20 protein-coding genes and 1 pseudogene are annotated in these 23,989 nt (G+C 72.4%); 9 read left to right on the top strand and 12 right to left on the bottom strand.

Annotation, left to right across the window (positions count from 1 at the left end; translation table 11 throughout):
- Positions 1-144 precede the first annotated feature (144 nt).
- Together ACIPSC_RS22640 and ACIPSC_RS22635 are read right to left on the bottom strand one after the other, a co-directional pair.
- Positions 145-807 carry an NUDIX domain-containing protein gene (locus ACIPSC_RS22640; RefSeq protein WP_400827837.1) on the bottom strand — a complete coding sequence of 221 codons (663 nt, stop codon included), beginning with the start codon at positions 805-807 and terminating at the stop codon, positions 145-147.
- A gap of 197 nt (positions 808-1,004) precedes the next feature.
- Positions 1,005-1,550, bottom strand: coding sequence for a DUF6193 family natural product biosynthesis protein (locus ACIPSC_RS22635; protein ID WP_400827835.1), 546 nt, complete (start codon positions 1,548-1,550; stop codon positions 1,005-1,007).
- Positions 1,551-1,976: 426 nt separating this feature from the next.
- Here ACIPSC_RS22635 and ACIPSC_RS22630 point away from each other — a divergent pair, with 426 nt between their 5' ends.
- Positions 1,977-2,675, top strand: a complete 699-nt coding sequence (locus tag ACIPSC_RS22630; protein WP_400827834.1) for a restriction endonuclease — start codon at positions 1,977-1,979, stop codon at positions 2,673-2,675.
- Here the strand turns inward: ACIPSC_RS22630 and ACIPSC_RS22625 are convergent.
- From ACIPSC_RS22625 to ACIPSC_RS22615, 3 genes and pseudogenes are all read right to left on the bottom strand, one after another.
- Entirely contained in the window at positions 2,611-3,294 is a 684-nt protein-coding gene (locus tag ACIPSC_RS22625) for a Mu transposase C-terminal domain-containing protein (RefSeq protein WP_400827899.1), read from the bottom strand. The two genes, ACIPSC_RS22630 and ACIPSC_RS22625, sit on opposite strands and share 65 nt — an antisense overlap.
- A pseudogene (locus ACIPSC_RS22620) lies at positions 3,260-3,532 on the bottom strand (AAA family ATPase); the annotation flags it as partial. The gene ACIPSC_RS22625 and the pseudogene ACIPSC_RS22620, both read right to left, overlap by 35 nt.
- 1,095 nt (positions 3,533-4,627) lie before the next feature.
- Positions 4,628-4,750 (bottom strand): hypothetical protein, encoded by a 123-nt coding sequence (locus tag ACIPSC_RS22615; RefSeq protein ID WP_400827832.1) that lies wholly within the window; start codon positions 4,748-4,750, stop codon positions 4,628-4,630.
- A gap of 86 nt (positions 4,751-4,836) precedes the next feature.
- Between ACIPSC_RS22615 and ACIPSC_RS22610 the strand changes: the two genes are divergently transcribed.
- Positions 4,837-4,992 (top strand): hypothetical protein, encoded by a 156-nt coding sequence (locus tag ACIPSC_RS22610; RefSeq protein ID WP_400827830.1) that lies wholly within the window; start codon positions 4,837-4,839, stop codon positions 4,990-4,992.
- Between the two features lie 1,980 nt (positions 4,993-6,972).
- Here ACIPSC_RS22610 and ACIPSC_RS22605 read toward each other — a convergent pair.
- Both ACIPSC_RS22605 and ACIPSC_RS22600 read right to left on the bottom strand, forming a co-directional pair.
- On the bottom strand, positions 6,973-7,209 hold the full coding sequence (locus ACIPSC_RS22605) for a hypothetical protein (RefSeq protein ID WP_400827828.1): 237 nt from the start codon (positions 7,207-7,209) through the stop codon (positions 6,973-6,975).
- 417 nt (positions 7,210-7,626) lie between these two features.
- On the bottom strand, positions 7,627-7,749 hold the full coding sequence (locus tag ACIPSC_RS22600) for a hypothetical protein (RefSeq protein WP_400827827.1): 123 nt from the start codon (positions 7,747-7,749) through the stop codon (positions 7,627-7,629).
- Between the two features lie 164 nt (positions 7,750-7,913).
- Here ACIPSC_RS22600 and ACIPSC_RS22595 point away from each other — a divergent pair, with 164 nt between their 5' ends.
- Both ACIPSC_RS22595 and ACIPSC_RS22590 read left to right on the top strand, forming a co-directional pair.
- Positions 7,914-8,993: a replication-relaxation family protein gene (locus tag ACIPSC_RS22595; protein ID WP_400827826.1), complete on the top strand. Its 1,080-nt coding sequence runs from the start codon at positions 7,914-7,916 to the stop codon at positions 8,991-8,993.
- A gap of 87 nt (positions 8,994-9,080) precedes the next feature.
- Complete coding sequence (locus ACIPSC_RS22590) at positions 9,081-11,810, top strand: hypothetical protein (protein ID WP_400827825.1); 2,730 nt, start codon at positions 9,081-9,083, stop codon at positions 11,808-11,810.
- Positions 11,811-12,124: 314 nt separating this feature from the next.
- On the opposite strand, the gene ACIPSC_RS22585 is transcribed toward ACIPSC_RS22590, so the two are convergent.
- Positions 12,125-13,177, bottom strand: a complete 1,053-nt coding sequence (locus tag ACIPSC_RS22585) for a helix-turn-helix domain-containing protein (RefSeq protein WP_400827823.1) — start codon at positions 13,175-13,177, stop codon at positions 12,125-12,127.
- A 176-nt stretch (positions 13,178-13,353) separates the two neighbouring features.
- Between ACIPSC_RS22585 and ACIPSC_RS22580 the strand changes: the two genes are divergently transcribed.
- Positions 13,354-13,935 carry a peptidase inhibitor family I36 protein gene (locus ACIPSC_RS22580; RefSeq protein ID WP_400827822.1) on the top strand — a complete coding sequence of 194 codons (582 nt, stop codon included), beginning with the start codon at positions 13,354-13,356 and terminating at the stop codon, positions 13,933-13,935.
- 11 nt (positions 13,936-13,946) lie between these two features.
- Here the strand turns inward: ACIPSC_RS22580 and ACIPSC_RS22575 are convergent, their stop codons facing one another.
- The 3 genes from ACIPSC_RS22575 to ACIPSC_RS22565 all read right to left on the bottom strand — a co-directional run bounded on the left by ACIPSC_RS22575 (position 13,947) and on the right by ACIPSC_RS22565 (position 16,646).
- Positions 13,947-14,165: a hypothetical protein gene (locus ACIPSC_RS22575; protein WP_400827820.1), complete on the bottom strand. Its 219-nt coding sequence runs from the start codon at positions 14,163-14,165 to the stop codon at positions 13,947-13,949.
- Positions 14,166-14,627: 462 nt separating this feature from the next.
- Positions 14,628-15,479, bottom strand: a complete 852-nt coding sequence (locus ACIPSC_RS22570; protein ID WP_400827819.1) for an alpha/beta fold hydrolase — start codon at positions 15,477-15,479, stop codon at positions 14,628-14,630.
- 381 nt (positions 15,480-15,860) lie between these two features.
- On the bottom strand, positions 15,861-16,646 hold the full coding sequence (locus ACIPSC_RS22565) for an NlpC/P60 family protein (protein ID WP_400827818.1): 786 nt from the start codon (positions 16,644-16,646) through the stop codon (positions 15,861-15,863).
- A gap of 859 nt (positions 16,647-17,505) precedes the next feature.
- Here ACIPSC_RS22565 and ACIPSC_RS22560 point away from each other — a divergent pair.
- A complete protein-coding gene (locus ACIPSC_RS22560; protein ID WP_400827816.1) occupies positions 17,506-18,522 on the top strand; it encodes a hypothetical protein in 1,017 nt (338 codons plus the stop codon).
- Between the two features lie 210 nt (positions 18,523-18,732).
- Here ACIPSC_RS22560 and ACIPSC_RS22555 read toward each other — a convergent pair whose 3' ends face one another.
- Positions 18,733-19,143, bottom strand: a complete 411-nt coding sequence (locus tag ACIPSC_RS22555; protein WP_400827815.1) for a hypothetical protein — start codon at positions 19,141-19,143, stop codon at positions 18,733-18,735.
- A 436-nt stretch (positions 19,144-19,579) separates the two neighbouring features.
- Here ACIPSC_RS22555 and ACIPSC_RS22550 point away from each other — a divergent pair, with 436 nt between their 5' ends.
- The 3 genes from ACIPSC_RS22550 to ACIPSC_RS22540 all read left to right on the top strand — a co-directional run bounded on the left by ACIPSC_RS22550 (position 19,580) and on the right by ACIPSC_RS22540 (position 23,848).
- Positions 19,580-20,506, top strand: a complete 927-nt coding sequence (locus tag ACIPSC_RS22550) for an endonuclease/exonuclease/phosphatase family protein (protein ID WP_400827814.1) — start codon at positions 19,580-19,582, stop codon at positions 20,504-20,506.
- Between the two features lie 227 nt (positions 20,507-20,733).
- On the top strand, positions 20,734-21,411 hold the full coding sequence (locus tag ACIPSC_RS22545; protein ID WP_400827813.1) for a hypothetical protein: 678 nt from the start codon (positions 20,734-20,736) through the stop codon (positions 21,409-21,411).
- A gap of 2,110 nt (positions 21,412-23,521) precedes the next feature.
- Positions 23,522-23,848, top strand: coding sequence for a hypothetical protein (locus ACIPSC_RS22540; RefSeq protein ID WP_400827811.1), 327 nt, complete (start codon positions 23,522-23,524; stop codon positions 23,846-23,848).
- Positions 23,849-23,989: the final 141 nt, after the last annotated feature.

Below are 23,989 nucleotides of genomic sequence, written 5' to 3'. Positions count from 1 at the left end.
CCACCCCGGCCTCGGCAACCAGATACCCGCTATGGCATTGCCAGCCGGACCACAGTCACCGGGCGCGGCATCGACATCCCGAATGAACAGCCCGGCCAACTACCCTGCACACTTTGGTCAACTACGAAGCACAGTCACAGGTGGTCAGCACCACTGGTAGGACGCGCCGGTCACCGCCGGGAGCAGCAGCGGGCCACCGGCCGCGGCGGTGTCGGGCCGGACGGCCTGGTCGAGGACGGCGGCGGCGTCCGGGTACAGGTGGAGGGCGGCCGCGTCAGCCACCTGTAGCCACACCACCGGCGCGCGGTCCGGGTCGTCCTGCTCGACCGCAGCGACGGCCGCCGCCAGGTGATCGGGAAGGTGGGCGACGTAGACCAGGTGCCGGCGGCGGAACGACACGCTCTCGCCCGGCCGCTCGGTCTCCTGCTCCTGGACAAAGCGCAGCACCGGCGGCTCGGGCAGGTCGTCCGCGTTGAGGCCGAGCTCCTCGAAGAGCTCGCGGCGCAGCGCGGCGTGCGGGTCTTCGCCCGGCTCGATCAGGCCGCCGGGCAGCGAGTGCTGCACCCCGTCGGGGCGGTCACGCCGGATCAGGGCCAGGCAGCCGTCGTGGAGGAGCACCGCGCACATCCGGGTCCGGGCCTGCGCCGTCACCGGCTGGTGGCCGGGTCGTCGGCGCGTCAGGCAGGACGGGCAGCGGCCCCTCGCCGGGTGGAGCCTGGCGTGCAGCACGCGGTCCTCCCACCACGGATCGTCCGGAGTGGAGACCAGCGCGGCCACCAGCTCGCGCTTGGTCGGGACCGGCAGCATCAGTGGGCCCAAGTCCTCTGCGGCGCGGGCCTGTACGCACTCGGGGCACTCCAACCGGTCCGGCCGGGCCCTCTCGCGCAGCTCCAGCAGCGCGCCCTCCTGGCCACCGATCGAACCCCGGCACGTCCAACAGGGCGCAAAACCTCAGCCGGAGGCAACAGACGCCTCGCGCGCTGCTCGCGGTCCGCTATGTCGCCTCAGGTTGCTGGCCCGAGCCCCTCTGGGAGGGCGGCCACCACCATGGCGACGGCTTCCTCCGGCGTCTTGGTGCGCACGAGCGGCTCGCCCTTGTTCCACACCCCGTACAGCCCCTCGTCGTAGGGGTGGATGGTGTACCCGACCGGTGTCTTCCAGAAGTCCTTGATACTGGTGGAGAACCAAAGGTCGAAGTGGCTGTTGACCGGCATCAGCTGGCGGAGCACCGGCTGGGCGTACGCCGCCGCCAGCAGCGCGTGGGAGCGCAGGTGCCGGTCGTACGGCGGCATGTGGATGCGGTCGAGCTTGACGCGCCACGTCAACTCGACGGCACCGAACGGCTCCCGCTCGTGGGCGAGGGCCCAGGGCCTGAACCGGATGAACGGGGCGCGTGCCCTGGTCTCCTCGAGCCCTGCGCCGCCCGTCCAGGCCGCCGTCGCCCTGACCGCCTCGGCCAGGTCCGCGGTCCACCCACAGGCCAAGCGTGTGCCGTTGTCCTGGAGGTTCACCTGGAAGGTCCGACAGCCCTCGTCCGGCGGGTACACCATCACCCGTCGGCCGTTCCCCGCGTCGGTGTACTCCGCGAGGCGACCCCACCTTTCGGCCGACTCGGGCAGGACAAGTCCGAGCCTCTCAGCTGTACGCCTCAGCGTAGCCCGGAGGGCCCCGTCCTCGTCCCAGCCACCCTCGCCAAGCCCCGCCCCGAAGTCCATCGCCCCAGTATGCCCGAGCCCGAACCGCTACCCCAGGTGCCCGCCCTGGCAGTGACCGCCGAGGAGAATGCCTCCCCGTGGCAGCCGATGAGGATCAGCCCGCTTGTTACTGCTCTGCCTTCGGTCGTGGGGCGCAGTACGGCAGCCGGGGCGCGCCTGTAGGCCCGGCGTTGCGCCGATCCCGGGTGTCCATGGTGTTCGCTCCGGCTGCTGGCGGGGGAAAGATGCCGGGTCGGATCCGATGGACGCGAGGGGGCGCAGATGGGAAGGAAGCGCAGGTCGGCGGCGGCCAGGCTGCGGGCGGCCAGACTGAAGGTCGGGATCGGCGGGTTGGCCGCGGCTGCCGTGGTGCTGGTCGTGTTCTGGCAGCTGGTGTGGGTGTACGTCGTGGTCGCGCTGATGGTCGCAGGTTTTGTGGCGGGCGGCTGGACACTGTGGCACAAGGACCGCACCGCCCGTCAGGAGGACCGGCGCTGGCGGGAGCGGGACGCGGTTGCGGCCGGGCACCGCACGCTGGCCGAGGTCGACCGGATGACCGGCACCGAGTTCGAGGACTTCGTGGCCGCGCTGTGCCGGCGGGACGGCTGCACGCAGGTGGAGAGGGTCGGCGGGGCCGGCGACAACGGCGCCGACATCAAGGGCGTCCTGCCCGACGGCCGGACCATGATCGTGCAGTGCAAGAGGTACGCGCCGGGCAACGCCATCCCCGCCCGCGAGATCCGCGACATGATGGGCTCCCTCCAGCACCACCGGGCCCAGGTCGCCGTGTTCGTCACCACCTCCCGCTTCACCCGCCCCGCCCAGAACCTGTGCACCGAACACGGCATCTGGGCCCTGCACCGCGACCTGCTCGGCCTCTGGAACAACGGTGCCAGCCTGCTCTCCTTCCCCCAGATCAACGGCGCCGGACAAGGCAACCGCCAGCACCAGGCACGCTGGAACCGCACCTACCAGAAGTAGACGACCCGGCCAAGCCGGCCACCCCACAGCCAGCGCCCCGCAACGCATCAGACCCTGTGCCGGACAACGGGCAGGGCGGCGGCGGGACGGACACGAGAAAAGGGGGCCCGCCACCGACCGGCGGCGGGCCCCCTCCGCAGGGCTCACTGCGGCTCTGCGGCGAGGTCCTGCTCCTCAAGCAGCAGAACAACCTCGATGCCGCTGGAGCCGCCCGGCCGTGGGTGTGGTGAGGCATGAACCGGACCCTGACCTCGCGACCGGCCTGCCCGGTCATCCAGTCGGCGAGGTAGTCGCGGTTGCGGAAGCGGACTCCGTGGCTGGTGATGACGCGGGTGCGGCCGTCGTCTTCGAGGGTGAAGGACCACAGGTCGGTGGGCGGGATGTCGGTGAGCGGTGTCGGGTCCTGCTGCCATGTCTGGAGCGGGGTGTGGCCGTTCAAGCCCTCGGGTGGTGTTCGGTGTTCCACCAGGTGACGTAGGCCAGGACTTCGGCGGTGAAGTCTTCGAAGGACAGGGCGGGGCGGTGGTGGCCCCGCACAGCACCAGCGAGGTCTGCGTGGCCGGGGCGTCGGCCAGCAGGCGCAGGTAGTCGAGCTCGGGGGCGGCGATGCGCTGGACATCATCGATCAACAGGACGCCCGGGCGCCTGAAGGCGTCGATGAGCGCACGGTCGGCCGCATCTGTACGGTTCGTCAGCGCGCCGGCCGGCAGGCCGAACGCGGTCAACAGCGCGGCACGCAGCTGCGGCAGGGCCGGCTTCACCGCCACCTGCGCCAGGCGGACCGGTAGGCGGCGCGGCAACAGGCCAAGAGCCCGGTGGACCGCGACCGTCTTGCCCTGCCCCGCATCTCCGTACACACAAACGATCCCCGCGCGGCGACCGCGTGCGCGAGCGCCTGCGTCACCTCGCCCAGCTGGCGCGTTGCGACCACGTGGGCGCCGGGAACGTACAACCGCACCCCCAGCGACACCGGTGAGGCAGAGCCATCGGATACGGCCACCGGAACGGGCACAGCCGGCACAACAGAGTCAGCGCGGGGGGGGCGGGCGGGGCCTGGCCGGCCTCATCGACCGTGCCCGGCAGTGCCAACTCCGCCAGCGCACGGTCATACACCGCCGGATCCACCCGGCCGGGCCGAACTCCCTGTAGAACACGGCCGGCCTGCCGTTCGCGCTGGACCGCCCGGTGAAGCGTCCCCAACGACGGCACCGGCCCCTCGGAGCTGTGCGCCACGCCTTCGTCGGCCTGGCCGGTCAGCTCCCGGTGCAGCGCCGCCACGTTCCCACCCAACTCAGAAAGCCGCGCCCACAACTCGTCCGTGACCACGAACCCACCACGACGCGGGACCGCCTCCACCCGGCCCGACTCCCGCGCCTCGGCCAGCCACCGCCACACCGTCCGCCGACACCCCAGCCGACTCGGCAGCGATCCGCGCGTGCACCGACGACAAGACCCCGGCCGCGTCCACCGCGAGCAGACGCCCCACCACCACCCGCCGCATCAAAGCCCGCTCCCCCGACCGAGACACCAACACACCCTTACCGGTCCCGGACGCTGCAACGGCCCCCAGGACAGGATCGGACGACACGGACAGAGGATCGGCGGTCATGGGGGCCAGCCCACACCCCCACCAAGGCAAAACGTGCACAGGAATAGGCATCCTCGCGCCAGCCAGCCATCACGTGTGATAAACGCGAGCCGCACACTGCGACAGCAGCTTGGTCACTTCATGGCAGCCATGGCCCACGACACCATCAGGCAGAAGACCAGACCAGCGATCCCTGTCCCCTGCCGGCCCGCTGACACCCAACCCGCTGACACCACCCCACCCACTCACAGTCAGGACCGCGGCCTGGGGCGCGACTCGGGGCGCAGCGGTGCCGCGGGGAGGCCCGGGGCCGGCGGGCCTGCGCGGCTGGTGTAACACGCCCCCCAGCGCTGCCGGGCAGGTCTCAGTCGTGGATCTCCCAGGCCTTCTGCGGTAGCCAATGGGGGAGGTCGTTGAGTGCCTCGCGGGGGAAGAACACCGGTCGGGTGAGGAGGCGGTCGCCTTCCCGTTGGACGTTGATCACCACGCCCAGGGACTCCGATCCGGGCGGGGATTTCCGTCCCAGGGAACTCTGGCGCTCGGCCTGGCGAGGGGTGACGCTACGGTACGCGCATGCATTCCATCGGTGCCGGCTTTCGCACACTCATGAACGCAATCATCAACGGCGATCCGCTCTGGCCTGCGGTGACGCTCTTCACGGTGTCCATCTTGATCGCGGTCGTCGTCGCCACAGTTCGCGGCTCCCGCAGGAGCGCGGCAGACCGCTGAGTGGCCCCGCCGCCCCTCAGACGTTGCGGCGGCAACGCAGGGCACGCACGGCAGACTCCATCAGGACGATGAGCGGCCGGGCCAAACACGATGGTGCGGGGCGGCCCGGACTGCGAGCGAGGACGGCCGCCAGGGCACAGCAGCGGGGCGCCAAGGCCACCAGCAGCGGGCCCGCCCGACCGATGCAGGACCGGCCCAAGCGGCGGCCAGCACGCGGCACCAGGACGGCGGTGCAGCGGGTCGGGCCGGACAGGGGCGCAGCCAGGCCACCGGGACGGCGGCCAGGACAGGCCCGGAGACGGCCAGGCAACCCAGGGGCCGGGACGGCCAGGACGACGGCCTGGACCAGGCCGCCAAGGCCTCCAGGGGCACGGCCTGGACCGCGGCCGAGCCGGGCACAGCGGGGACCGGCCTGACGGCCGACCAGGACGGCAGGCAGGGCGCAGCGAACTGCACCCGATGCGCCAGCAGTCATGTCCGCTGGCGTTCTTGCGATGCGCGCCAGCCCAACGCGCCAGCCCGAAAGCCGGGATTCGCCATGGGTGTCGTCCCCGAGATCGGCTCGATAATGGAGTCGCGAGCTCCTCCGCCCAGGCGGAGGCCACACGCGAAGCTGGCCGGGCCCCTGGTTGCAGCCAGGGGCCCGGCCTCGGGTGTGGGCAGTGGGGCGGGGCCGGCCGATCACATCCCGGCCGGGCCCGCCTCACGCAAGCCGCAGCCTTCCAACCGGTCCCTCCGCCCGTCCGCACGCGCTTCTACCGCACGAACTGCGCCACACACCCCGCGATCGCGCTCACCGCGCCGAGCACAGCAATCAACACCTGCGCCCGCATGCCAGGATCCACCCGCTTGTCCCGGGCCGGACCCCTCGCCCGCTTCCTCATGTCCACCTCCCCTCAGAGAAGACGCCAACACACCGGCACGCCCCGGACACACCGCAACGCGCCACCCCCACCCCACACCCCATCGCCACTGGTACGCCATGTGGCGGACCCTGGCGACCGATGGCGAATAGTCGCGTGGCACCTGACAGTGCACCTACTGTTGAACCAGCCAAGAAACCTGGGGGCTTCACACCTCACCCGGGCAAGCACCAGACCTGCGGCCTGCTCATCGTCTTGGACAGCCTTCGCCGGCCCCACTTTGACGGTTCCGTCTGGCCCCACCTGCGAACACTCGGCGGGATGACCACCTCGCCCGCGACGGGCCCGTTCCTGCTGACCGTGGCGTGGGCCAGCCCGGGCGGGTCGCCTTCGAACGTTTGGTGGCGCCAACTCTCACCGTTCCGGTGAGGCCACTGAACTCAGTCGGAGACATGCTCGTCCATGACCGGCTGGTCAAAAGGGGCAGAGCGGCCCGGCTGGTCACCGAGCAAGGTGTGGCCGTGGAAGCTGGCAGCCGGAACTGGACCGAGCAGAGGAACAACTCCTGTCCGCCGATGGGCTGGCCACCGTGTCCACGAGGCAGTCCGGCCGGGCCGTCTCCATCAAGCCTCGGTCCCGAACGACACCGGCCTTCCCGGCACACAGCGGGCCCACCGACGACGTCGGCACCAGAGGCCAGGCCAAGGCGCAGCACCCCCGAGCCAGCCCCAAGCAATCCCCCTGGCACCGCCATGGCCCTGACGGCCACAATCCTCGCCGAATTCACGGAAGTGGACCTGCGGATTCGGTCCACCCGGTCAGCCACCAGCCCGGCGCAGCAGGGAAGTCGATCCCGCCGCCGATGGTGGCTGTCGCGTGGGGTGTTGTCGCGCCCCGACCTCGCACGGGGGTAAGCGCCCATCCGGGGCAGGTCACAGGGCGCGACAGCACCCACGCGGCAGGGGGACGCGACAGCACCCGCGACAGCACCACGGTGGCCGGCACTCAGGCAGCCGCGGTCCTTCACTGGGTAGAGCTTGGCGTGCCGCACCCGGGCCTCCCACAACGGATCGTCCGGGCGGAGACCAGGGCGGCGACCTGTTCGCGCCTGGTCGGGTCAGTACCCCACGCGCACCCCGAAGGCGCCGCTGCCCCAGTACACGGACGGCACCTCGGCCCCGCTCGGCCAGTCGCTCTGCAGATGGCGGCGGCCGTGTCCGAGGGCCCCGACCCGGTCCAGGCTCAACCGCCCCGCTGTCAGGTCGTCCGCCTCGGCGTCCGTGATCGGCAGCACGGTCCGGTACTGCGCGTCCTGTCCGGCGACCCAGTCGACGTACTCGGTGAAGACGCTCACAAAGGCCTGCGAACAGAGGCCGCAGCGCTGGACAGAGACGATGAAATGCGAGTCGTCCTGAATCATCCTCTCGACCCGGACCCCGTTAGGGCTCTCGTGGTGCGCCCCCGCCACCACAGCGTCCTCGGCGCAGCAACCCGCGCACCCGAAACCCTCACGGTCACTTCCATACTGCGAACCCACGAATCCCCCACGCTTGAGCCATCCCTGACTTTCCGCCACCATAGCAACCCACGGGTGAGTCCCGTCCGTTGAATGGATGAGCATGCGCCACCCAACCCGCGGCCGCGCCCCCGGACCATGAACACGCGCAGCTGTCACGCCCGGGCCACACACAGGATTGCGCCTATCCGCGCAGGTCACAGCACGCGACAGGGGGTCGCGACAGCACCCGCGACAGCCGCGCGGCCGCCGAACTCACGCTGCGCGGCCCTTCACCGGGTAGAGCTTGGCGTGCCGCACCCTGGCCTCCCACAACGGATCGTCCGGGACAGAGACCAGGGCGGCCACCTGCTCGCGCTTGGTCGGGGCGGGCAGCACCAGCGGGCCCAGCCGCTTCTTCGCGCGGGTGCTCTCGCAGTCGGGGCACTCCAGCCGGTTGGGGCCGGCCTTCTCGACGAGCTCGAACGTGCGAGCCCTCCTCCCCGCCGATGGAGCCCCGGCACGCCCAGCCCAGGGCGACCGGCGGGTACCCCCTTGCCGGTGTGGCCGGGCCAGGTTCGGCGCCGCCAATGCACCGTGCGGTCGGCCGGCTCCTGGTCGGCGAGGGCCGGATCGTTGTCGCGGGCCTTGGCGCGGAACAGCTCTCGGTAGGCGGTGAACTTCGCCGCGACCCGCTCCACCACCATGGTCGAGCGGCCAACCCCGACCATCAGGACCGGCACCCCGATCTCCGGGGCCTGCCACACCGTGTCCGGCCGCACCTTCCGCCGGCCACCCGGCAGGACGAACTCCGCCTCGGTCCCCAGTTTGAGGGCTGCGCCTGCGGCGGGCCTCTCCTGCCCGAGGTCTACCACCGCTACGGCGAAGGCCCAGGCGGCGCCGTCATCCCGGACGGCCTGCTGCACTACGCGACCGGCGGGCCCGGCCGGACGCTCAACCGGGCGTTCGTCGAGGTCGACCGCGGCACCATGGCCAGCGAGAAGCTCGCCGCCAAGCTCATCGGCTACGCCCGCTTCCGCGACCACCACCCCGTCCCCGCCCATCTGCGGCGCACCGTCCGCGGGGAGAGCGTCCTGCCGGCCTGGCAGCAGCACTACATCGTCTTCCCGCGGCTGCTGTTCGTCCTCGCCGACACCGGCGAACGCGCCGCCCGGCAGCGGATCCGCGACCTTCAGAGCATCTCGGACAGCCCCCTCTGTCTGTCCCTCTGCCCCGCTTGCCGGTGGTGGGTGGCTGTGGTTCTGGGTGACGGTGCGGACGGCGGGGCTCTGCCCTGCCGGGAGTTGTGGCGCGGCGGCGTCGAGCTCGACGTTGACGGTGAGCGCCTGGCCGGCGAGGTCACGGCACTTCTGCAGGATCTCGACCGGGGCGGCGGTGAAGGGCTCGGTGACGGGCAGGCGGAACAGCCGGTGCGGCCAGGGTGGGTGGTCACGGCCAGGCGCGTAGGGGCCCAGGGCCCAGGGCGCGTGGGGCTGGGGACCGCGTCACGCCGCGCTGCGCCGTACCGGGTGCACCGTGCCGCGGTTGCCGCACATGACCCACCGGCCGGGCACTGCACTGCCAGTGCCGGCTCCTGGCCACTCGCCTCCGACTCCACCCCCTCCGGTTACCTAGGGTTATGACATGACCACGGATCAACCATGGCGGGCGTGGTCGTCGGTGGGGCGCGCTAGGTTCGTGATCATCAGCCGGACCGGGTGGAGGGCGTCGTGACCGACGGTACAAGTGAGACGATCAGCTGGGACGAGGTGCGCGCGCTCGTAGCCGCCCGGATCCCGCAAGGGGTGATCGACCGGCTCCGCCCGGTGCCCGCCGCCGAGCTGGGCCATCTGCGCGCCCCGTTGCGCAAGCTCCGCACCCAGCTGGTGCGCGAGCTCTCCTCGGGTGACACCCACCAGTCCCGTGCCGCGTACGACCAGCTCGGCGCCCTGCAGTTCGCCGGGATCTTCTGCGCCGCGACCCCGGCCGAGGCCCTGGACTGGCTGACCGCCCGGCGCCTGCTCGACATCACCTGGCCGCGTCCCGACGGCGGCTCCACCAGCCCCGACCATCACGTCCTCCTGCTGGCCCTGCTCCCACCGCACCGTGACGCGGTGTTCCAGCGCGAACTCGCGGTGCGGCTCGTCGAATGGCTTCCGGCACGTGGCGACTGGCCCCGCTGGCTCATCGCCCACGGCCTCGCCCTGTGGTCCGGTGCCGAACTCCCCGCTACCGACGGCTACATGATCGGCTGGCTGCGCCAGGGCGGCCTGATAGGCCACCACCACCAGGAGATCGGCGAGTGGTTCGCCGACCAGGGCCTGCGCGAACCGGTGCCGCGCCACAACTCGCTGCTCTCCTGGCTGCGTGCGCAGCCCCGGCTCGCCGAGTTCGTCCGCAGGCTCTTCGAAGTCCCGGACGTCGGAGCGTGGTTCGCCGTCGGATCGCACAACGAGTGGCCCGAGGCACTCACCGCCCTGGCGGGCGAGGGCCTGCTCGACCGTGCCGTACTGATCGACCTCTGTATGGGCCGGCTACTGCGCGGCGACCGGCCCGGCAACCTGCGCGGATTCCTCCGGCTCTACGCGGAGCTGGACCTCGACGCCGAGGAGATCCTCGCCCGGGCCCGCGACCACGTCCGGCTGGCCGCCGACGGCGAGCCGGGTGCGGCCAAGGCCTCCCGGGCGGCGCTGTGCTCCGTGGACGCACGGCTGCCGACCGACCTGTTCGCCGAACTCACGGCCGCGGTACTGGCCCGCCCGGAGAAGACCCTCGCCACCGCCCAGCTGAGCCGGGTCGACGCCGCGCTACGCCGCGACCCGGCCGGATCCGACGCTCTGCTGCCCGCCGTCGTGACGGCCTTCACCCACCCGGTGCCCGCGGTCCAGGAACGTGCCCTGCGTCTCGCCGCCCGCTACCTGCCCGACACCGCCCCCGCCACGGCCGAGGCCGTGCGTGCCGCCGCCACCGCCCTCGGCCCCGCTCTTCAGCGTGATGCCCACACCCTGCTGGCCATTCTGACCCCGACCGAAGGGCGGCAGGTGGACGCACCGGTCGCGGTGGCACACGCGGGGCGCATCGCGATGCCGGCCCCACCCGCCGGACCGCTCGACGCCGCCGAGCGGCTGGGTGCCGTGATGGCCGCACGCGTGCCCGACCCCGGTGAGTTCGAGACGGTGTTCGCCGCCCTCGTTGCAGAGCACCACCGTGACGCGGCCGCCCTCCAGAGCGCGCTGGCCCCGCTCGCCTCACGGCGAAGCGAGGACCCGAACCCGTTCCGGGACACCCGCAGCGCCAGCGGAGCGCTCGGATGCCTGCTCGATGCCCTGGCCGGCCGACCGCACGAGTCCGACCGCCATACGGAAAGGTTGCTCGGCCTGCCCGCCCACATGGGCACTCCGGCCGTGATCCCCGCGCTGCGCGTGCACGAGGCGGCGTTCCGGATCACCGCCACGCCGGTGCCGTTCCTGCTCGCCACGCCCACAGCCGGCGACGGCACGATCGATGAGGCCGTGCTTGTCGGGCGGCTCACGGCGTACCGGACCGCCGGTGCCCGTCCCTGGCCCGCGGACCTGGCTCAGGCGCTGCTCCGGGTGGCCCCGCACGCGCTGGGGGCGGTCCGTGCCGCTGCCGCCGGACTCGGCTACGACCTGCCTGTCGACACGGCACCGCCCGCACCCCGCCGGTTTCACACCCAGTCCCTGGCCATGCCCGAGCGGGCCGTTGCCAGCGGCTGGACCCCGCCCACGATCCCGCGCATCGTACCGATCCCCGTCACCGCCGCGCCGGTGGCCGAAGGCATCACGGGCCTCCTCCACGCCCTCCCGGACCCCGCCGACACCGGCCGGTTCGCGGACGTGCCGTCGACACCGCTCGCCGAGCTCGTCCAACTGGCCTGGCTGGCGCCCTGGCACCCCGAGACCGTCGCCGCGCACGGCATCCCCTCTGCGGTGTTCCGGGCGGACACGACCGGTCCCCGGGGGGCCAGCCCCCTGCTGCCCCGACTCGCGGAGGTCCCGGGCGAGTTCGGACCGGTGAGCCACCTTCTGCTCGCCTACGGGCTGAGCGCCACCCGTGCGGAGAATCGCACCGCGGCGCTGGACTTCCTGTTGACGGCGACCGCTCGCGGCCGGCTCCGGCCGGATGTGCTCGGCGAATGGCTCGCGGCCCTCTGGCGTCTGTCCGTGGCGAAACCGAACCGGGTGCTGAGCGTCCTGGCCGATGCCGCACGCAGCGGTGCGGGCCTGACCGTATGGGCGACGCTCACGGTCGTGATCACCGAGTTCGCCGCCGAGCCCGGGCGGCGCGGACTGGCTGACGCCCTCGCACTGGCCTCCGAGTGCGCGGCAGCCGACGGCATCCGCACCACACTCCCGGCCCTCGACTCCTTGGCCGAACCCGCCGCACCTCACCGCGTCCGAGTGGAATCAGCCCGTCTGGCCAGGATCCTCACGACGTGACCACATCGAAGGTCCCCACGGTGGTGGACCCGGAGAGCCACCGCCAGGGTGCGGTACCGCCTGCCCGGCGGCCTGGTCGAGAACGGTGAGGGCCCCTGCGCACCGGCCTCCCGGCCGCACGCGCTCGTCCTCGAACTCGACGACGGCCGGATCCTCCTCGGCTCCCCCGGCTCGCCCCTGTCCAAGCCCGCGAGGTCGCCGAGGCCGTCCGCCCGTTCCTCGGCTCCCCCGGCCGCGACCCCGACCACCCTCTCACCACCCCTACCCCCTGCACGTCGAACTCACCCTCACCGACCGGCCACCCACCGCCACCTTCATCCGCCTCCGCGGCGACTGACGCCCTCGACGCCCCGTCCCTGCGGATCGGGCCCTCGGACATCACTGGGTGCCACGCCGTACGCGGTGCGGAAGGCACGGCTGAAGTCCGCGTGCGCGCGGAATCCCCAGCGGGCGGCGACATCCCCGATCGTGCAGTGGCGCAGCCGCGGGTCGACGAGGTCGACACGGGAGCGCTCAAGACGGCGACGGCGGATCGTGGCGGCGACCGTCTCGGGCCGCCTCCGGAACAGTTGGTGCAGGGTGCGCAGCGAGATGTGGTGGTGCGCGGCGATGACGGCCGGGCACAGCTCCGGGTCTCCCAGGTTGTGCTCGATGAAGGTGTCGACGCGCGCGAGCAGCACCTGCTCCCGGGTCTCCACGGGCAGCGCGTCGCGTGCGTCGAGCAGGCCCGCGAAGTAGGCGGCGGCCAGATCGATGCCGATGGCGCCCGTCCGGCGGAGCTCTGCCGGGCCGCCGTGGCCGGCGCTCTCCAGGAAGCCGGACAGGAAGTGCCCGAGCAGCACCCCGGCGGGCGATCGGACGGTGAGGGAACGGCCCAGCAGACGCTCCATCCGGTCGGCCTTCAGCGGCACGGCGGTCCGGGGCAGTTGCATCAGCGTGACCCGGTGCCCGCGGTCGTCCCGGGTGAAGAAGTCGGCCGCCAGCGGGCGGGAGGTGTCGAACACGGCCAGGCTGCCGGTCGTGAGGCTGGCGACGTTGCGGGACTGCTCCAGCTGGATCGGGCTGCCCTGCACCAGGAACAGGTGGTACTGCTCCGGGTCGAAACGCCGGATCTGGGCCGGTCCGCGACGGGCCGACATCGGGGAGAACGCGAACTCCGCCACCCGGGCGCCGGGCAGGTCGACCGCCCTCGCACTCCCGCGGAAGCCGCCCTCGTGGTCGCTGGTGAGCGCCACGGGCATGACGTCGGTCTCCATCAGGCAGCTCCACCACTCCAGCCGGTCCGGTGGAACCACCCCGTCGGTGGAGACCGACACCAGCGCCTCGGGTGCCGACCCGCACGCCCCTGCTTCAGTTGACGTGAACACAGAGGGATGGTCCGGGTCGCAGCCGGGCCGCGTCCAGGCGGTTGTCGGCCATGACGGACGCCGACTGCGCCCGGCGCCAAGGAAGTTCGCACGCAGCGCCAACGACCCGGGCGCCGGTGCGCGGCAACGATGTGACCAGCACACGACACGATCCTTCGATTCCCAGAGGTGACACCGTGACAGAGCACCGAACCCCCGGCTCCGGCTCGCCCGCGAGGATTCTCGCCGCGCTGGTCATGACCCTCCTCGCGCTGGTGGGCACCGCGAGTGCGGCCGGCGCCGCCACCACCCCGGACTTCTCGGCCCAGGCCCACGGCCTCGGCCTGACCGGCGCCCAGGCGAAGAGCCTCCAGGAGCGCGTCGACGCCTACCTGGCCACCACCGGCGGCACCCAGGTCTCGGCCAACAAGATCGCTCTGAACGGCGGGGAGCTGCTGCTCGCCCTCCCCGGGGAGCAGAAGGCCCGCAGCGTCACAGCGGCGGGTGACGCGACGAGCCTGGCCGCCTCCTGCCCGTACACGTACGTGTGCGCCTACAGCGGCCGCAACTACACCGGTGACGTCCTGACGCTCTTCACGTGCAACTTCCCGGTGTCCATTCCCTGGTACGGGACCGGCTCGTGGATCAACAACCAACGGGCCGCCCTGCACGCCAAGTTCTACGACCGGAACGGCAACCTCGGCTGGACGTCGCCCGGCGGCTACAGCTCGGACCCCGCCGCCCCCTGGGGCTGGGTCGGGTGGCTCAGCCCCTGCTAGGAGCCGCCTGATCAACCGCTGGTCGCGGCCCGAGGACTCGGGCCGCGACCGTGATCGATGACGCCTGCGCCCCGCGGGCACCACCGGCCGCCCCACGTCTCGACCGACAGGTCGGCGACCGCTTCCTGGCGGTTCGCCGGCGCGACCGGTCCGGCGCCGGTGACGACCAGGGCGACGGGCGGGTAGCCGGCGCGCTCGCCGGTCTCCTCCAGGCGGCTTCCGGTGCTCACGAGCACGGGGTTGGCTGCGGCGACGATGCGGCGCTGCGCTGACCACCACCAGGTCCCACCCGGGCAGGCCGGACTCGCGGTGGGCCTGGACGATCCGCTCCGGCGAGGCGTACGTGGCGTAGACGGTGACCGGCTCGCCCGACCTGGCGGTGGCGACCAGGTCGGCGATCCGCGCGGCCTGCGTCGACACCTGGGCACGCGCGCAGCCGCCGGCGTCAGCGCTCTCCAGCGCCTCCTCCCGCGAACACTCCGCCACCGCAAGTCCCCGGCGCCCGCCCCGCAGCGACTACGCCTCCGCGGTCTGCTCCAGCAGCTCGACCCCCACCGGTCGGCGAGGCTGGCTGACGATCAGCGACCCCCGACCAGAGAACCCGGGCCCCGACGAGACGTTCGCGTCGATCGCGCCGCCGGAGCTGGACGAGGGCTGGGCCGGTAGCGGGCCGGGATCCGCCGGAGGGTTGGTCAGCTCTCGGCGAGCCAGCGCCTGACGACGCCACCGAACCAAGCTGCGTCGTCCAGCCAGGGGTGGTGCCCCGCCCCGGGCTGCACGACGAGTTGCACCCAGCCGTCCGTGAACAGCTCGCTGAGCTGCGTCGCGAGCACCGGGCTGGGACTGAAGTCCAGCTCCCCAACCAGAATCAGGACCGGGATCTCGAGCCCCGCGATCGCGGCCTTCGTCGCGTCGGGGTCGAACGCGCCCTCGGCATAGTGCGCCGCACGGGCGTCACCGTTGAGCTGCGTGGCGCGCGTGGCATGGTGCTCCTGCGCGACCTCGTCCCACCGGCCGTACCAGAACGGGCCCGCCAGGGCGGCATCCTCGTCGGACCCCTCATCGGTCCAGTCCCTGCGGAACGGGCCGATCGCCTCGTCGTACCAGGGCTCGTCCTTCCGCAGCGAGGTCGCGGCCTCGCGGCTGCCCTCGTCGATCCTGATCCCGACGGCCCGCATCCCCGGCGTGATCAGCGCGAGGCGCGCGACGCGGTCGGGGTGGCGCTGCATGTAGAGGACTCCAAGGTTCGCCCCGGCCGAATGGGTGAACAGGTCGACCTTCTCCAGCCCGAGGTGCTCGCGCAGGGCCTCGACGTCCGCGACGACACGGTCGCAGCGGTAGCTCCCGACCTCGGCGGGCTCGGGGGAGTCGCCGGTGCCGCGGTGGTCGAGCAGGACCAGCTGCCGGTGGGCGGACAGCCCGCCGAAGTCGCCGAGGTACTCCGAGGCGCGCATCGCACCGCCGGGCAGGCAGATCAGCGGCTCGCCCTCGCCGATGACGTGGTAGGCCAGTTCGGTACCGTCGTAGGAGGAGAAGGTTGGCATGCTACGAGCATTCCACCCGGTTGTTGATCTTCGCAAGGCGCTCGGGGCGGCGGTTCCTCCTGTTCGACGTGCGTGCAGGCAGAAGCGGTGCTGGTGTCAGGTCTCCGACTCCCCCTGGTACACCGTCATGCTCCGCCGAACGCTCAGGAGCCGGGGTGGCCCAGCGTCAACAGCTGGCGGTCCTTAGCGAGATCGGACCGTTCGGCCGGGGTGCAGGTGAGGACGCCGTTGCCGAAGGCGAGGGCCTCGAACTGCCCGGCGCTTGGTGCGCCGGCGTTCCGCGGGACAGGCCGGGCACTCCACGCGGTCGGCCTCGGCCGGCTCGGACAGCTCGTCGTCGGTCAGTCAAGATCATTTGCCGCAGGACACTGGCAGCCCGTGTCAGCGGAGGTGGCGGTAGGTGGCGGCCTTCTGCGGCAAGGGTGCGATGGTGACCCGCTTGCCGGTGCCGGGAGCGTGGATGACTTTGCCGTCGCCGATGTACAGCTGGACGTGGCCGCCGCCGTTGGTGATCACCAGGTCTCCGGGAACGAGGTCGGCACGGGTGGTCTTCTTCCCGACGTGGGCCATGTCCCAGGTGGTGCGGGGCAGGGTGACCCCGGCCTTCTGCCAGGCCCGCATGACCAGCCCCGAGCAGTCGAACGACTGCGGTCCGGCGCCGCCCCACCGGTAGGGCTTGCCGATCTGTGCACGGGCGTAGGCCACGGCCGCCGTGGCTCCCCGCTCGCGGGGGCCGTCCTTGGTGGAGTGGTCGCCCTTCTGAGGAGCCGGCTCGCTGCCGCGGCGGGTACTCGGCTTCTCGTCCGCGGGAAGCTCCCGGACATCCAGCGCTCCGGGGCCCGACGGGCCGGGCACCGCCCGCGGACCGCTCGGCGAGGAGGAGCCGGGGCTCCAGGATCCGTCGGCCGGCCCACCCTGGCCGGCCTCGGACCGGGCGATGGCCTGGCCGTCACCGTAGGCGGCCCCGACCACGGAAGGACCCGACGCGGGCGAGGGGTTCGAGCCGCTCGGTTCGAGGGGCGAAGCGGCGGGCGCGGGCATGCGCAGTGTGGCGCCGGCAAGGATCAGGGTCGAGTCGCCGAGCCCGTTGAGCTCCTGCAGGGCCTTCACCGTGGTGTGGTGGCGCCGGGCCAGGTCCCACAGGGTGTCGCCCCATGTCAGCGTCACCTCCCTGGTCGTCTCCGCATCGGGACCGGGCTGTGGCGAGGGGGCGCTGCCGCTCGGGACCGGCTCGCCCGGAGCGACAGGCGTCCCGGGCGGAGACTGGGCTTCCTCGTCCCCGTCCGGGGCGGCTGCGGCCGACGGGTTGTCGAACGAGGCGGGTGCCGTCACTGCTGCGGCCGGGGTGTCGGGCGGTGTTGCCCGCAGGACGCCCGCCCCGATGAGGGCCGCGCACACCAGCGCTGCGACCAGCGCCGCCGTCCTACGCTGCCTCCGTCCCCGCTGCCGGCCCTTCCGGGCTGCCCCGGCAGCAGGCGCCCCGGCGACGGGGTGCTGCGGGGTCGGGTGGTCCGTGGCTGTCGGCTCCGTATCCCCGGCGGGCCGGGCCTGGCCGGCCGGTCCCTCGGCCGGGCGCGGGGCCGGTGCCACGACGCGTCCGATCCGCATGCTCCGCTCGGGGCGCGGAAACTGGCCGGCCGTCATCCCCGCGGTCACGGACCCGCGCGGGACGACCGGCCCTCCGGCTCCTGCGGCGCCAGCCCGACCCGGTCGCTTGTCGGGGTGCGGCAGCAGCCGTGTGTCCTGTGCCATCTCGACCTCCTTGTCGGCCGCGCTCACGGCCGTCGCGGGAAGCTTTTCGAGCCTCGGGTATGTCCGGCGAGGGTTCGGGCGTCCGGGACTGTCCGGGCCCGTCCATGCAGGTCGGACGAGGTGCAACGGGCCGGCCGCTGCTGTCCCGCGACGGGGTGCAGCGGCACCGGCGGTGGCCGGGACTGTCCCGGACGCGTCCACTCCTTGCCCTGCCCGCAGCCGCGGCGGAAGGCTCACGACGACCAGACGAACGAGCGAGGAAGAGGGGACCGGCATGGGACGCGGAGCGTGGCTGGGCGCCGGAAGCGGCAGGCACCGCAAGGACTCCGGTGCGCGGCACCGGGTCAGCCGGTGGCTTGGGGCCGGGATGCTGCTGGGCGCCGGCGCGCTGGCCGTTCCCGTCCTCGCTTCCACCGCCCCCACTGCTCCGGCCGCTTACGCCGCCGCCGAGGGCCCCGCCCCCACCCGTTCCCACCCGAGCCCGGCCGGCCCCACCCACCGCCCCGCCCCGAGCCCCTCGGCCACCCCGCCCGACTGCACCTGCCCCCGGCACCAGCCCACCCCGCCCGCCGACGACCGGCCTTCCTCCGGGGAGACGACCGCCCCGCCGATCCCGCCCGCCGATCCCCGCGACAGCCCGGAACCCGACGGCTCCCCCACCCCGGAGCCCGGCCAGGACCCGACGCCGGCCCCCGACGACCCGCAGGCCGAGAACGGCGACGGCGCCGACGGCAGCCGCGCCGGCTCCGAGGACCAGGACGGCAGCGACGCCCCTACTGACAGCAACGGATCCGACGAGACCAGCAGCCACAACGACGACGGATCCTCCGCCCCCGGCGACGGGCAGGAGGACACCACCGGGGGCGGCGACAACAGCGGCGAGGACCGACCGTCCGGCAACGGCTGCACCTGCCCCGGAGAAGCCCCCCGCGAGACGGACGGCCACGCCAAGGACAAGCCCCAGGACCAGAAGCCCGGCAACGCCGAGCCGAAGAGCGGGGGGACGGAGGGCAGGAACAGCCAGGGGAACAAGACCCAGGACAAGAAGCCGCAGAAGGCCGGGCCCAAGGACAAGGGCGGTGACAAGAACCGCAAGGACAAGTCGAAGAGCAAGAAGGGCCATCCGAAGACCAACGAGAAGAACACGGGCCGGCCGAAGGACGGGCACCAGGAGAAGAAGGAGAAGTCCCGGCCTCCCGTCCAGGAGCAGTGCCCCGCTCAGGACGACAATCTGCCGGGCCAGGTCGAACCCGCCGACCCCGCCACTGTGACCAAACCCTTCGTCATCTGACCCGCCACCGCACACCAGTCAGGTCCGCCCGACCCGGGCGGACCTTCGGCATATCAACAGAGCACCTGGCCGGGTGCGCCTGTAGCCGACGGCGTGTTTGGCCCCACTGGAATCCGCCCGAGTTCGGGTGGCCCCGCTTCTGGCTATGCGGGTGACCGCTCACGCGGTGTCGGGAGGAACGGTTTGGGGTGGCCTTGCCCCGCCCCTCCCTCAGACTGCCAGCCGCGTGGGCAAGGCGTCTGCCCGCCCGTAGGTGAGTACCTGCGCGAGGACCTCCCGGAACCGGGCAACGTCTTCGGCCGGAGCCTCGATGACGGCCTCGATATCGCCGTCGTCCAGCCGAAGGCCCTCCAACGCCGAGGGATCCAGCGAAACGTGGAGGACGTTGCCTTCCAGGACGGCTTCGCGCACACATCCGTAGGCAGTCCCCTGGCCGGCTGTGACCAGGCAGTGCGTGTCCATTCCCAGCGCGACCTCCTGGTCGTCGGGTTCTTCCTCGCCCGCCATGAACACCAGGATGAAGCCGCTGCCGTCCTCGCCCTCCGCAAGGCCCGCCTCGGTGAAGTAGCCGTCAGGGTCGGTTTCCGTGCTGGCGGCGCGAGCGGTGAATCGGTACGTCATGACGAGGTTGTATCAACGCAGTCAGACAGGGCGTCCGGGAGGGGCCTCGACGTCGTCGCGGCCGAGGTCGGACACACTCAACCGCTCCTCAGCCGGGACCGGACGAGACCGTCACGGCAGGGCGCAAGAGACCGTCCCAGACAGCGGTCGCGTGCACCGCCCGGTCCGGCTGCCACGCGCGGCTCCACTGCGGCTCGCACCACCCGTGACCTGGTCAGACAGTGCCGGACAGTCCCAGACACCGCAAACCCTTCCTCCCGACCCGCCCCAGCCGCAAGCTGTGACCACTCCGCTTCGGCACCGGCCGGCGGCACCGTGTCGAGGTGCACCCGCCCCGGAAGCCGCCGACGGGCCCGGCCCCGTTCCACGCGCCACGGCCACGGCCACCACCGGGACAGCCCGCGGATCCATCCCGCACGACACCAGAAGGACCTCCATGACCGCCTTACGAGCACGCCTCGCTCGTCCCCTGATCGCCGGCGCAGCCGCCGCGAGCCTCCTCGCCGGGGGCCTCGCGCTGACCGGCGCGGCCCCGGACGGCACGGCTGCCACCGGCCCGTCCGTCACCGCCGCCTCCGGCACGGGCGACGCCCCCGGCGACAGCGGGGAGCCCGTCACCGCCGTCGCCGCGCAGAACCGCGCCACTGTCTACCCGGGCCGGATCATGACGTGGAACCTCTACGCACCCGGCAGCGCCGAACCCGAGGACTACGCGAAGGAGATCGCCGCGTACCGCCCCCAGGTGCTGGGAGTGCAGGAGGGCTGCCGCGGCGCGGTGCAGAAGACCGTGGAGATCCTCAAGGCCAAGTACAACCTGAACTACAACGTCGCCTACGGCACCGCCCTCAACGACCGGGTCAACTGCGGGTTCTGGGGCGGCAATGCCTATGGCCAGGCGATCCTGTCCGCCGCCCCCATCACCGACCGGGGCAACCAGCTCTACCCCGACGGCGGGTCGGAGAACCGCGCCTACATGTGGGTCACCACCGTCCTCGACGGCAAGCCGGTCCGCGTCTACGACACCCACCTCGCCGAGGCCGACCAGAGCAACGTGCGAGCCAAGCAGGTCGAGCACCTGATGAAGGCCATCGGCACCCAGCAGCGCGTCATCGTCCTCGGCGACCTCAACAGCCGCCCGCAGGGACCCGAACTGGCAGCGCTGTGGAACGCCGGCCTGCGCGACGCTGACCCGGCCTGCGGCAAGGCCCCGCAGGCCGGCTGTCACCCGACCGCCGACGCCGCCCGCCCGTCCCGCAAGAAGTTCGACTACATCCTCCTGCGCGGGATCAACCCGCCCGGCGTCACCGTCCGCGACTCCGTGCACTCCGACCACGACATCGTCTACGCCACGCTCGACCTGTAGGCCGCCCCGGGACCAGGTGCCGCCGCCCACCTGTCCCTTCGAGGAGCGGCAACCCGCCGAGCCGCATTCCGCGCGCGGTCCTCGGCCTCCCGGCCACACCGCTCGGCATCGATGCGGCCCAAAACCTCCCGGGGCGACCACAGCCCGGCACGGGCCACCCTGCCCGCAGCCGGCGGCCACCGGCCGACGTGCCCCGCCCGCACGACCTACACCACACAAGGAGATCCATGAAGTTCCGCACAGCCCTGCTGAGTTTCGCGCTCACGGCCACGCTGCTCACCGGCACCGCCGTCACCGCCGTCTCGTCCGGCGGCGGTCGCCCCGCCGCCGCGGCTCCCGAGGAGGCCGAACCCACGACCCGCCCCATCGACCCGCAGCTCTTCACCGACACCGGCGACGGCGGACGGAACACCGACGCCACCGTCAGGCAGGCGACGGACAAGAAGACCAACCACCTCCCCTGCATCGCCAAGCGCGAGGTCCGCAACGTGCGATACAAGGGCACGCGCACCGAATGGCCGAGCGCCGCCGAATGGCGCGTCTCCGGGTGGGGGCCCCACCAGACACTGCGCCTGGACCGCAAGGTCTCGGTCGCCAACAAGATCGGATCGACATTCGGCCTCTCGGCCGAAGTCGTCAGCTCAAGCGTCGGCTTCGACGTCACCCGCACCCAGGAGGTCGGCATCTCCGTCAGCGCCGAACTGACGCAGAAGGCCCACTACCAGCTGCAGGCCGGCGCCGTCTTCAAGGTGTACTCCTACGACGTCTACTACACCCCCGGCGAGTGGCTGGTCTCCGGTATGTGGGGTTCCTGCACCCCGAAGGACAACGCCAAGCCCTACCGCGTCGGTAGCAGCACCGCCGGCAAGTTCTGGACCTTCGACCACAAGACGGTCAAGGTCTGATCCGTATCGCACAGGTCGGTCCGTGTCTCCCGGGGACACGGACCGACCCGCACCGCCTGTAGGCCCATGCCAGGACACCCGCTTGGCCGTGGGCGGGTGCAGCGGTTTGGCCGCGCCTGCGGCCATCGCTTCGGCGACGGGGTCCGTGTCGGCCGGCGTCCTCCGGGTGTGCGGGTCCTCCTGGTCGAGGAGCTGGACCCGGGGCCGTGGCCGGCCCCCGCCCAGGGTCGCTCTCACCCGTGGTGCACACCGTCGTTGCAACCCGGCGCGCTGTCCCAGCACGGATCCTCGGACGCGGGGCCGGACGGAGACGCCCCGCCGGTGGAGAACTGGGTGGGCCAGCCGCCCGACGTGGAGGGCGGCGACGTTGCCGGCGCTGTCGCGGTCGGCAGGGGCGGTGGCGCCACCTCCGGCGGCGACGTCCGTACTGGCATGGGCTGAGGAGCCGGCGGAACGGCCGGTACGGACCTGCCCGTCGACCCGCCACCAGGCCCCGGACCGCTGGCGGTGCCCGCAGTGCTTGCGCTCCGACGCGCCGAGGGAGTCGTGGTCGCCACAGGCACAGCAGCCCCGTCATTCCCCGTCGGGGTCGCCGATACCGGCCCCGGCGCAGAGCCGACACCCTCCCCCACCGACACCGACGGACTCGTCGCGATCGCGGGGCCGGTCACCGTGGGAGCCGTGGACGGCTCCGCGGCCCCGTGTCCGCCCCCGTCCGTCCGACCCTCGATGCCGAGAACGACAGCAGTCACCACCACGACCGCCACCGCGAGCGTGACCGCCGCCACCGTGCGCCGCACCGGCGCAGCCGTCCGTAACGTCACACGCGACACGCCGCGCCCCGGACCGGAGGCCGCCGCCCCGAGCGGTTCGACCGAAGCGGGCCGCTGCGTATCCTCGCCCGCGCGAGCCGGCGGCGCTTCCTGGCCGCCCGTGCTCCCGGCCGGTCCCGGCCCGGTAGCGGTACTCGCTGTCGCCTCCCCGCTCACTCCAGACTGGGCGGAGGGCCGGGACGGCGTCACAGCGGCCGTCGCTACGCGGCCCGCCGAAGCCGGCTCCACCACCTGCGTTGGCTCCAATACCTCCGGCAACTCCAGCGACTCCGACGGCACGGGTCCGGGTGTCCGCGCCGACCGGACGGCAACGGCCTTACGGGCCGTGACCCAGGCCACGACATCGTCCGCATCACCCCCGCAGGCTTTGACGAACGCGGCCACAAGCTCCTCGCGCGGAAGATCGGCGCGGCCCAGGGCCCCCGCCAGCGTGGCACGGGGAAGCGCCTCGCCGGCCTGCTCGGCCCGCCGTTCAAGCTGCCGAAAGCTCAGGCCCGACCACTGGCGGAGCTCACGCATCACCCCGACGAACTGCTCCGGCGTCACCACACCCAGCGGACGTGGCGCCTGTGCCGCAAAAGCATCGTCACGGGAGTCGGACAAGGAAGACGGATTCACACCAGGCAGCCTAGGCAACGACCACTCACCGACCCGGGCATCTCGCGGCTTTCAACCGGCCCCGTGCCCGACTCGTTACCCGCACCCCGGGCCGTTCGACTTCATCCCGGAGATCACCCATCGCTTCGCCGAGGGCCGCGAGGGCAGGTGTGCCCGAACGGGCTGCTCCACTACGACGTGAGCGACACCGACGCCATGCCCTGGTGGAAGCTCACCGGCACCCGGCCCTGACCCACACCGCGGCCCGTACCTTGATGCCCCGCCCAGGCTGTAAGCGGGCAGGCCGTCAAGACATCTCAGGGAGCCACGCCGTCAAGCGGTACGCCGTGTTGGCCGTGCGGTGTGCCGGTTCTGGGCCGCTCGTCGGTGGTGGGGTCCAGTGTGCGGTGCCGTGGAGGCTGCTGATCTCGATCGTCAGGCCAGGACTCGGTCCGGCTGTATCCCGCCCGCGCTGGTCACCCAGCTCCTTGAGCGTGGCCACGAACGCGAGGTGGCGTTGCAGGCCGGCCAGGGTGAGTGGTTCTGCGCACGCGACGTGGAGTGGCAGGCTGCCGCTTCGTGCAAACTGGCCGGGATTGGACTTATCTCCCCTGGGCGAAGCCCCGACGATGACGGAAGCTTGCGAACAGGGGGAACTGATGAGGCGTCCGGCAAGGGCTGTGGCTGCAGTCTGTCTACTGCTGGCCCTGACGGCCTGCCAGTCAGGGGCGGCGTCCGGTAAGGCCCAGGGCACCGACGCCGAGTTGGCGTGCGCGGCCGTGAGCCGGCTGCCGGAACAGCTGCCGGGCACCGATGGCGGGCAGGCCTTCGACATCGTGGTGGCGCGCCTCGTCGGCGCCGAGGAACTGGCCAGGGCGGCTGCCCTGGCGGACGCCAAGTTCCAGCCGCTCGCCGATGCCCTGCGGGAGGCGCAGCAGCTGCTCTCCGTGACCTCCGACCCCCAGCAGGCCGAACCCGCAGTCAAGAAGGCCCGGACGTACTGCTGACGTCGAGGCATTTGCGTTCGGTGTCGTCGAGCCGCTCGGGTCGGCGCATGATCCAGTCGGTGACGCGGCGGACGGTCAGCTGGGGCAGCGGAGCCTCGGCCGGGACCGCTCCGGTTCGGTAGAGCCGCAGATGGCGCTGGA

The sequence above is a fragment of the Kitasatospora sp. NPDC090091 genome (assembly GCF_044747365.1).
In the GTDB taxonomy this organism is placed as follows: domain Bacteria; phylum Actinomycetota; class Actinomycetes; order Streptomycetales; family Streptomycetaceae; genus Kitasatospora.
Note: the sequence above shows the minus strand (reverse complement) of the source record. Positions and strands in the feature narration are given on the sequence as shown.

Coding starts and splice junctions, on each gene's coding strand:
- ACIPSC_RS22640 (WP_400827837.1), bottom strand. CDS start 807: ATGCTGCCGGTCCCGACCAAGCGCGAGCTGGTGGCCGCGCTGGTCTCC.
- ACIPSC_RS22635 (WP_400827835.1), bottom strand. CDS start 1,550: ATGGTGTACCCGCCGGACGAGGGCTGTCGGACCTTCCAGGTGAACCTC.
- ACIPSC_RS22630 (WP_400827834.1), top strand. CDS start 1,977: ATGGGAAGGAAGCGCAGGTCGGCGGCGGCCAGGCTGCGGGCGGCCAGA.
- ACIPSC_RS22625 (WP_400827899.1), bottom strand. CDS start 3,294: ATGTCCAGCGCATCGCCGCCCCCGAGCTCGACTACCTGCGCCTGCTGG.
- ACIPSC_RS22610 (WP_400827830.1), top strand. CDS start 4,837: ATGCATTCCATCGGTGCCGGCTTTCGCACACTCATGAACGCAATCATC.
- ACIPSC_RS22570 (WP_400827819.1), bottom strand. CDS start 15,479: ATGCCAACCTTCTCCTCCTACGACGGTACCGAACTGGCCTACCACGTC.
- ACIPSC_RS22560 (WP_400827816.1), top strand. CDS start 17,506: ATGGGACGCGGAGCGTGGCTGGGCGCCGGAAGCGGCAGGCACCGCAAG.
- ACIPSC_RS22555 (WP_400827815.1), bottom strand. CDS start 19,143: ATGACGTACCGATTCACCGCTCGCGCCGCCAGCACGGAAACCGACCCT.
- ACIPSC_RS22550 (WP_400827814.1), top strand. CDS start 19,580: ATGACCGCCTTACGAGCACGCCTCGCTCGTCCCCTGATCGCCGGCGCA.
- ACIPSC_RS22545 (WP_400827813.1), top strand. CDS start 20,734: ATGAAGTTCCGCACAGCCCTGCTGAGTTTCGCGCTCACGGCCACGCTG.